Raw genomic sequence first — 7207 nt, forward strand, 5'->3', positions numbered from 1 at the left:
GAAGGTGCTTGACCTCACCACGCCGAATAGAGAAGACAACCACTCCCTGAGACACGATCGTCCGCGGTTCTTACCCCACGAGTTCTCAATCGCGATAGGGATATCGTGATCAAGCAGCAGGTTGGCTGTTTTAGGCATTTCGATATGCCGCCGAAGACGAACTCAACGTCAGGCTGGAGCATGTCTGGTGGAGACCAATTCAATGGGGCGAGGGCGGGGTCAGGTCTTCTTCTCGCAGCGGAACGGCTGAGCTGATCGCCGGCCTCTGTCAGATGAGACCCGCGAAGAACTTGCAGAGTTCGCAAGCTCGCGGGGTATCGCTCATGCATGGACGTATGTTCGCCTTTTCATACTTCTGAAAAGAAATTTAAATGAATATTTTACGTTCAGTAGAACGAAAATCCGGTAACACCAGACAACAGTCCAACTCACCAGCAGCAGTCGATGAATCATGAAGATTATTTTCTCTAGACACGGAAATACATTTCCGGCCAGCATGAAAGCGAAATGGATAGGTGGCGAAGCCGATCCTCCTCTCGTTTTGGAAGGGGAACGTCAGGCAGGGCAGCTCGGAACCGCACTCCGGAGTGCGCGTTGCATACCATCCGCTACTTTTTGCAGTCCTTTGCAACGAACAAGAACATATGCAGAGATCGCTTTGGCTATCTCTGGCGCAAGGCGGCCGACGGTCCCCGACTTGAGGCTTAGCGAGATAGACTACGGCAACTGGGAAGGCCTCTCCAATATTGAAGTGGTCCGGCGTTTTGGCGCCCGTGAGTTCTTTGACTGGTACCGGCGTAGTATATGGCCCATGTCGAACTGGAAGACGGAGAGGAGTGTCTATTTTGACGCGATCGATAGCTTCCTTGGGGAACTTAAGCGCTCTTACGGACCGACCGAAACCATCCTCGTGGTCACTGCTCATGGGCCTCTTAAATGTATCGGGTGGCGCCTTATGGGGAAATTCGGAAACTTGCCGGTAGCGCAATTGGCCCGAGTGGATACTGGCAACATCTGCGAGTTGGAAATGGGGAATGACTTCCTCCAACCGGTTACTTGGAATGAGCCTCCGGGCGTCCTGCGTCCACCGGTACAGCCAAAATGAGGTACTAAGGGGCCTCGCGAGACTTGAGCGACCGGCGTACATGCGCCTTCTCTCGGCATATGAACGCGGCAGACGGGTGCGCGACGACTTTTCGATGCAAAAGATCGCGGCCTGGGACGGCGGCAGGTGTGCCGGTAGGTCGAACGATCGAGTTCAGCGCTCCACGGCGCGCCGGATCGAGATCATCCAATCTTGGCATATACCCTTCACAACCTCCCGCTCCCGAGCGGGCCTTAGAGCTTTTGCTTGATGACGCCTGCAGCATCTCGCGGTCGAGCGTCAGATCGGCCACGATCTTCTTCAGCCGCGCATTCACGTCCTCAAGCTGTTTCAGCCGCTTGAGTTCCGGCGGCAGTATGCGGGCATACTTCTTCTTCCAATTGAAATGGGTTGCCTGGCTGATCCCCGGCATCCGGCAGATCATCTGCAACGGGCACACCTCCATCACCCTGCTTGAGCACGAATGCCTTCTGCACGTCCGTAAACCGATGCCTTTATCGTCTTCCGTTCCTCTTCCAGCCAGAAAGATCACCGGAAAACTCCACCCACTATCGGTTCAGTCGAAAGGGGTTCAGATCATTTAGGTTATTTCTCCAGCGTACAAGAAGTTGCAACATATTATTGATGAAAATACAGCACCACATGGAGGGATATTCCTATATAGCTTGGCGATCGCGAACCCAGATACACGAGGTGGATATGGCTGATCTCCATGGCACGCGCGCCAATTCTGAGGCCGCACCAAATGGTGGCTCAATTGGTGTAGACCCTATTCAGACGCTCGCTCGAGCGCGTGATGTAATCAGACAAGAAGCGAAGACACTTGAGACGGTGGCTTCCCGCCTGGATGGGCAGATTTGCGCTCTGGCAGACTATATCCTTTCGAACGGCGGGCTCGTTGTGGTTTCCGGCGTCGGCAAATCGGGGCTTGTTGGAAAAAAAATCTCGGCGACGCTTGTGTCAACGGGCACACGCTCGATTACCCTCGATCCCCTTGACGCTCTCCATGGGAGCCTTGGACGAGTTGGTCCGGGCGACGTTTTTCTTGCTTTGTCAAAATCCGGCGAAACCGACGAACTAAAGCAGGTGGTGCTGGCATTAAAGGCACAACCGGTTGTGATTGCAGTGATAACTGCACAGGCAAGTTCGTCACTTGCGCAGACGGCGCATCACGTACTTGACATTGGGCCGGTAAATGAAATTGGCATCTTGGGACTTGCCCCTACGGCTAGCACGACTGCGATGATGGCCGTCGGAGACTCTTTAGCCCTCATTTTGCAGGAGTGTCGGGGGTTCACTCGTGAGGATTTCGCTCGCATTCATCCAGGGGGAAGTCTTGGCAGAGAACTTGCGCTACGCACCTGATTTTGTGGTGCACAAAAAGTGCTCTCCGTCGAAGCTGCATTGTTTACGCCCTGCTCGGTCAGCAGACTCTCAAGTACCGGAAGACTCCTGATGCTCGACTTAAGCTGACACCGCCCATTCAGGTGGGAATTTTTACAGGCTGACGTCGATATTTTTGACACTTGAGAAGTCGGTTCAGCCTTGCCTCATCGCAATTGCGGAGCAAAGTTCCTGATGTTTTTTATCGTTATTTCGCGTCAATTTGCACCGGAGTTAAGTGATGAATAACAAAGCTCTTGCGGGAAAAGTGGCAGTAGTGAGCGGTGGAAATGGTGGTGTTGGTTCGGCTATAACGACACGACTGATCAACGACGGCGCGCAAGTAGCAATCTTAGATCTGACTGAAAGGCAAGATGTGAGTGGGGGCGAGTTGCTGTCGATTGCGTGTGATGTAACTAGCCCGGAAAGTGTTGAACGTTCGCTGGAGCGTGTACGTGGGGCTTTCGGGACCATTCAGGTTCTGGTCAATGCCGCCGGAATCCTCGGACCTGTCGCCAGCGCAGTCGAAATCGACGTTGACGCATGGCGCCTTGTTATCGAAGCCAATCTCACGAGCACATTTGTCTGCTGTAAAGCTATTGCGGTAGAGATGATTAACGCTGGGTACGGCAGGATCATCAACATAGCATCTGTGCAAGGAAAGGAGGGCACATCTCTTGCCGGACCCTATGCGGCGTCCAAAGCCGGCGTGATTGCTTTTACGAAAACACTAGGAAAGGAACTCGCCAGCACCGGCGTTCTGGTAAACTGCATCACACCAACGGCGGTCGACACTGGCATGTTTCACGAAATCGCAATTGAGCGACGCGCGGATATGCTAGCGCGCATCCCAATGGGCCGCTTTTGCTCTGCACATGAGGTCGCGGCTATGACTGCATGGTTGGCGGGTGATCAATGTTCGTTCTCAACGGGAGCCGTTTTTGACCTATCAGGCGGAAGGTCAAGCTACTAATTAACCGTCGATGGGGTGCGTTCTTCGTAAGCATGCGGGCGCAGTCCTGCGGCCACCGTCGGGATACTTTAGTCGCTGGCGGCGGAGCGGTGGTCATCGATGTTCTCCGGTAGGGTCGGGTTGCTGACACCAACCTGATTCGAAGGAACCACCGATGAACGACGACATGATGAACCTGCGTGCGCTCGTCGAGAAATCCCCCGACGCCGATTTTTTGCGCGAGATGATCGGCTTTGCCGCCGAGCGGCAGCTGGAGCTGGAGGTGGGTGCCGCCACCGGTGCCGCTTATGGCGAGAAGAACCCGCTGCGGACGGCCCAGCGCAACGGCTACCGCGAGCGGGATTGGGAGACGCGCGCCGGAACCGTCGAGCTGCGCATTCCGAAGCTCAGGAAGGGCTCCTACTTTCCGGGCTTCCTGGAGCCGCGGCGCATGGCCGAGAAGGCGCTGACGGCGGTCATCCAGGAAGCCTACGTGCAGGGCATCTCGACCCGCTCGGTCGACGATCTGGTCAAGGCCATGGGCATGAGCGGCATCTCCAAGCGCCAGGTCAGCCGGCTGTGCGAAGACATCGACGGCAAGGTCAAGGCCTTCCTCGAGCGGCCGATCGAGGGCGACTGGCCATATCTGTGATGCCACCTACCTGAAGGTCCGCCGCGGCGGCCGCATCGTCTCCATCGCCGTGATCATCGCCGTCGGTGTCAACAGCGACGGTCCCCGCGAGGTGCTGGGCATGGAGGTCGGCAACTCCGACGCCGAGCCGATCTGGACCGAGTTCCTACGCAAGCTGACCCGCCGTGGCCTCAGAGGCGTCAAGCTGGTTTTCTCCGACGCCCACGAAGGCCTGAAGGCGGCCGTCACCAAGGTTCTGTGCGCGACATGGCAACGTTGCCGGGTTCATTTCATGCGCAATGTGCTGGCGCATGCCGGCAAGAGCGGCCGCCGTGTCCACGAACCGCGTTGATTGACGCTGTTCGTTGCCGAACCAGCAATGAGCGCGACCGGTGCAAGGCAAGCACTGCTTGCTGATCTCGGGTCTTGATCGGAACGAAGCGCATATTCGGCCGCGTCGCCGCCTCGCATATCGCCTCTGCGTCCGCTGCGTCGGTCTTGTTCCGTTTGACATAAGGTTTGACGTACTGTGGTGGAATGAGGCGAACTTCATGTCCCAGCCTCACCAGTTCCCGAGCCCAATGATGAGCGCTTGAGCATGCCTCCATCGCCACCTGATACGGCGACAGCTTGGCAAAAAACGCCAACAGCTCACTTCGCCCGAGGCGTCGGCGAAAAACGGTTTGACCGGCATCATCAACGCCGTGAGCCTGAAAGACTGCCTTTGCGAGATCAAGACCAATGGTGGCGACAGGCATGGGAACCTCCTTCGTGGCAAAAAACGCCGCCATCTTCGCTAGGGGAAGGGAGCGGTCCATGCCACCAAATGGGCTGTCCAGCGCGCCAGATGCATGACGCTTGTGTGGATGCCAGCCGTTTTGCAAGGAAGTTTCTTGAACCTTTGGACATGTGACCGAGTGCGGTCTTGTGTCAGGCCTTGGTTTGCGGCCGTTCACTTGCCGCGGGCCGGTATGGTGATGCGCGGATCAGGTCCGAATCTGGAAAGCGAGCGCGAGGCTCGTGTCATTCTGGTTGTCCTGACCTCGATCTGATCGATCATTTGCCCATGCAGTTCATGCCTTCCTCACATTCCGACGTACCGGCTTCAGATGCGCTGCTGACTGATCATGCAGGCACCATCGCCGCATTCCGGTAATTCTCCTGTTTCGTCAGCATGGCCCAGATGCCCCGGGCCATTTTGTTGGCCAGAGCGATTGCCACCGGCATGCGCGGCTTTTTCCCAAGCATACGCGCAAGGCAAGAGCCTTCGGGCGCACCCTTCCGGGGGGCCCATCGCAAGACAGCCATGGCCCCGAGGATGAGCAGTCGGCGAATGTCGCGCTGCCCCATCTTCGATGTTTTTCCTAATCTTTGCTTGCCGCCGGTCGACTTCTGTAACGGCACCAGGCCGAGCCAAGCAGCGAAGTCACGGCCGCATTTAAACGTCTCCATCGGCGGCGCGAAGGTCTCGATCGCCAGGGCGGCGATCGGCCCCACACCGGGCATGGTCTGCAAACGCCGGGACATCTCAGCCCTTTTGGACAGCGCATCGATCCTCTTCCCCAGTGTGTCGATCCGGCTCGTCGGGTGCCAGATCTTCCAGCAGGTCGCGGCAGACATCGCGGACCAGCTCCGGCAGGGCCGCATGTTCGTTCTCGATGACCTCTGCAAGCCGGCTCAGATACCGATCCCCTGTGGCGCGACATGGCCGAACTCGTACAAGTGCGCGCGCAGGGCGTTGACCAACTCGGTGCGCTGACCGACCAGTTGTTCCCGCGTGCGAAACACGACGGCCCGAGACTGTTGCTCCTCTGTTTTGGGCTCGACAAAGCGCATCGTTGGCCGCTGCGCCGCCTCGGCGATCGCCTCCGCATCCGCTGCATCGTTCTTTTGCCGCTTGATGAACGGCTTAACGTAGCGCGGCGCGATCAGTCTCGGCTCATGGCCGAGCCGAGCCATCTCGCGAGCCCAGTAGTGCGCACTGCCACACACTTCCATGGCAACGATACATGCCGGCTGGGCCGTCAGGAACTTCCGGAATTGCGGGCATGACAGCTTCTTGCGGAACACTACAGATCCGTCGGCTGCCGCTCCATGCAGCTGAAAGACGTTCTTTGCTAGATCGACCCCGATGATGGTAACCTCATGGATGCCTGCCTCTCCTTTGTGTGGCGCTAACACCACAACCTTTGGCACATTGCGATGCCGTCGGACAAGGCTGGGATCCACCCCATCTGGAAACCATCAGCCAGATGAGCGATGATCCGCTCATCAGCCTGCTAGAGCGTGCTGCAATTTTCCGGAATCTGGATTGAACTAACCCGCTGACGCGGGAGAGGTGGGTGTTTGGAGGCGCGGTCTCCTGATGGGATGTTGGGGTGTTGAGAACCAACCCCTGACCAGGAGACCGACCGATGACCGACGCCCCGGCAGCGGTGAGCCCGCTGCGCCGCCGCATGATCGACGACATGACGCTCCGCAACCTGTCGCCGGCCACGCAACGATCCTACCTGCATGCCGTGACAAAGTTCAGCCGGTATTTCGGCCGCTCGCCGGATCGGCTGGGGCTGGAGGATGTGCGCGCTTTCCAGGTGTACCTGGTGTCGCAGGGCATCTCCTGGCCGGCGCTCAACCAGACGGTTTGCGCGCTGCGGTTCTTTTACGGCGTGACGCTGGACCGGGCCGAGATCCCCGAGCGGATTGCCTATGCGCGCACGCCGCGCAAGCTGCCGGCGATCTTGAGCGCCGACGAGGTCGTGCGCTTTCTCGAAGCGGTGCCGTCCTTGAAGGCGCGCACGGCGCTGACGACCGCCTATGCCGCGGGGCTGCGTGCCTCGGAGACGGTGAGCCTGAAGGTCGGCGACATCGACAGCCAGCGCATGGTGATCCAGGTCCGTCACGGCAAGGGCGCCAAGGATCGCACGGTGATGCTGTCGCCGCAGTTGCTTGCCATCCTGCGCACCTATTGGCGGCTGGCGCGCCCGAGGAACTGGCTGTTTCCCGGACGCGGCGACAAGCCGATCGATGTGCAGGTGCTTTATGCCGCCTGCCGTTCGGCGACCAAGGCGGCGGGATTGACCAAGCGGGTCAGCGTGCACACGCTGCGGCACTATCTACCCTGCCGGACTATGTCGGG

General features: G+C 58.3%; 4 protein-coding genes and 4 pseudogenes. 5 read left to right on the top strand and 3 right to left on the bottom strand.

Annotation, left to right across the window (positions count from 1 at the left end):
• The first annotated feature begins 451 nt into the window (after positions 1–451).
• The gene (locus tag GHK62_RS35215) at positions 452–1105 is read left to right on the top strand and encodes a histidine phosphatase family protein (RefSeq protein WP_153439712.1); all 654 of its coding nucleotides are present in this window, start codon (positions 452–454) and stop codon (positions 1103–1105) included.
• 44 nt (positions 1106–1149) lie between these two features.
• Here the strand turns inward: GHK62_RS35215 and GHK62_RS13620 are convergent.
• Positions 1150–1581: pseudogene (locus GHK62_RS13620) on the bottom strand (transposase); the annotation flags it as partial.
• 223 nt (positions 1582–1804) lie between these two features.
• Here GHK62_RS13620 and GHK62_RS13625 point away from each other — a divergent pair.
• The 3 genes and pseudogenes from GHK62_RS13625 to GHK62_RS13635 all read left to right on the top strand — a co-directional run.
• Positions 1805–2470, top strand: a complete 666-nt coding sequence (locus GHK62_RS13625; RefSeq protein ID WP_167528237.1) for a KpsF/GutQ family sugar-phosphate isomerase — start codon at positions 1805–1807, stop codon at positions 2468–2470.
• Between the two features lie 259 nt (positions 2471–2729).
• On the top strand, positions 2730–3461 hold the full coding sequence (locus GHK62_RS13630; RefSeq protein ID WP_153439714.1) for an SDR family NAD(P)-dependent oxidoreductase: 732 nt from the start codon (positions 2730–2732) through the stop codon (positions 3459–3461).
• Between the two features lie 154 nt (positions 3462–3615).
• A pseudogene (locus GHK62_RS13635) lies at positions 3616–4408 on the top strand (IS256 family transposase); the annotation flags it as partial.
• On the opposite strand, the pseudogene GHK62_RS13640 reads toward GHK62_RS13635, so the two are convergent.
• Positions 4407–4829, bottom strand: a pseudogene (locus GHK62_RS13640) (IS110 family RNA-guided transposase); the annotation flags it as partial. The pseudogenes GHK62_RS13635 and GHK62_RS13640 overlap by 2 nt on opposite strands.
• A gap of 367 nt (positions 4830–5196) precedes the next feature.
• Positions 5197–6222 (bottom strand): annotated as a pseudogene (locus GHK62_RS13645) (IS110 family RNA-guided transposase).
• Positions 6223–6485: 263 nt separating this feature from the next.
• Between GHK62_RS13645 and GHK62_RS13650 the strand changes: the two are divergent.
• Positions 6486–7207: tyrosine-type recombinase/integrase (locus GHK62_RS13650; RefSeq protein WP_153439715.1), on the top strand; the 722-nt coding region annotated here is incomplete at its 3' end.

The sequence above is a fragment of the Sinorhizobium terangae genome (genome assembly GCF_009601505.1).
GTDB classification, from domain to species: Bacteria; Pseudomonadota; Alphaproteobacteria; order Rhizobiales; family Rhizobiaceae; genus Sinorhizobium; species Sinorhizobium terangae.